Consider the following 1,514-nt stretch of genomic DNA (forward strand, 5'->3'; position numbering starts at 1 on the left):
AAAACAGGGAACAACACGTAACTAGTGCTGTTCCCTTATTGTTTTAAAAACCTTTATTCTTCATCTTGTACTTCGCCATCGCCAATCTCATCTTCTCCTGGTGCGTCGTCACAAGCAACAACAGACGTCACTAGAAAACCAGCAAGCAATATCATAAGAAGTTTACGTACCACTCAAACATCCCTCCTTTCGATGTCTATATAACTCAAACATATTATTTGGAGATTCCATCCAAACTATTCCCCTATCAATCCTATAGAAGAAGCGAAACATAGGAGTAAAGGACAATAGTAATGGAGACGAACAATTTGTATACTAAGGGTAATAATGAGTGTAGAGGGAGTAACCATGAGATTAATTCGAATTGATGAATATGAGCCACGCACTATGCAGTTGGCGAAACCGATTTTTGATCGGCAGAAAAGGGTGCTTCTTGCAGCAGGACGTTCGATCCATCCAACATACTTGCAAAAGTTAATCGATCTTGATATTCGATATTTATTTATAGAGGACGCAGAGTCATTCGGAATTTCCATGGAGGAGATGCTCGATGTTCCGACATGGGTGGATGCAGTAGATGTACTACAAGCTGTTTATAAAGCGGTTGAAAAAAAGGAAGAACTTCCGATTAGACCGATTCAACAGCTCGCTATTAAGCTGGTTGAGGAAGTTAATAAAAGAAAGGCCATTCTTTTAATTCCTGCCTCTTCATTAGCGGAAGATCTACGAGAGTATGCCCACTCGGTTAATGTCACACTTCTTGCGTTGCAAATCGCGAAAAAATTTCAAATTTCTCAAATGCAAATTCGTGATTTAGCAGTCGGTACATTACTTCATGACATAGGAAAAGTTCTAACCCCTTTGGAGGATGATCATCCGAGGGTTGGGTTCGAATATTTACGAAAAACAAGAGAAGTGAGTTTGCTTTCTGCACATGTTGCCTATCAGCACCACGAAGCCTTTGATGGTAGTGGAGTACCTAGAGGGTTACGTGAAAAAGAGATACATGAATTTGCCCAAATCTGCAGCATTGCAAATCTTTACGAGAATGCATTATCGAAAAAGGGGATTCCTCCCCATGAGGTGATGGAGTACGTAATGACAAAGAGTGGAACACTTTTTAGCACGGATCTTGTTAAACGATTCGTTCAAGAGGTACCACATTTTATTCCTGGCACGAAGGTCATTCTAAATAATGGGCGAAAAGCTATTGTTACGAAAGTAAAAAGGAATCTTCAAAGACCGTTCGTACGATACTTAGATTCAAATGAAGAAGTTTCGTTAGGGGAAAATCACACATTATTAATTACAGAAGTGTTGGACCAGTAAAATAGAGCAACAAAAAGAAACTGCACTCCAGAGTAATAGAAGGGGTGCAGTTTCTTTTTGATTTATTGTTTTCTTAGATTCCCTAACTCTTCCGCTAATGCTTGCGTTTCACTTGGGCTAAACGAATCTCTTTTCATCACTAGGTCATAAATTTCTTTTAGCTCTTCATACATATTTTCATCAAA

General features: G+C 39.1%; 2 protein-coding genes. One reads left to right on the forward strand and one right to left on the reverse strand.

What is annotated here, in order from left to right; all coding sequences use genetic code 11:
* The first annotated feature begins 348 nt into the window (after window positions 1–348).
* Window positions 349–1,329: an HD-GYP domain-containing protein gene (locus tag ACGLXV_RS19170; RefSeq protein ID WP_391559928.1), complete on the forward strand. Its 981-nt coding sequence runs from the start codon at window positions 349–351 to the stop codon at window positions 1,327–1,329.
* A gap of 62 nt (window positions 1,330–1,391) precedes the next feature.
* On the opposite strand, the gene ACGLXV_RS19175 is transcribed toward ACGLXV_RS19170, so the two are convergent.
* Window positions 1,392–1,514, reverse strand: a 123-nt coding sequence (locus ACGLXV_RS19175; RefSeq protein ID WP_391559929.1) for a DUF1128 family protein, incomplete at its 5' end; no start/stop codon positions are given.

Origin of the sequence: Robertmurraya sp. (genome assembly GCF_036676585.1) — a bacterium.
In the GTDB taxonomy this organism is placed as follows: Bacteria; Bacillota; Bacilli; order Bacillales; family Cytobacillaceae; genus Robertmurraya_A.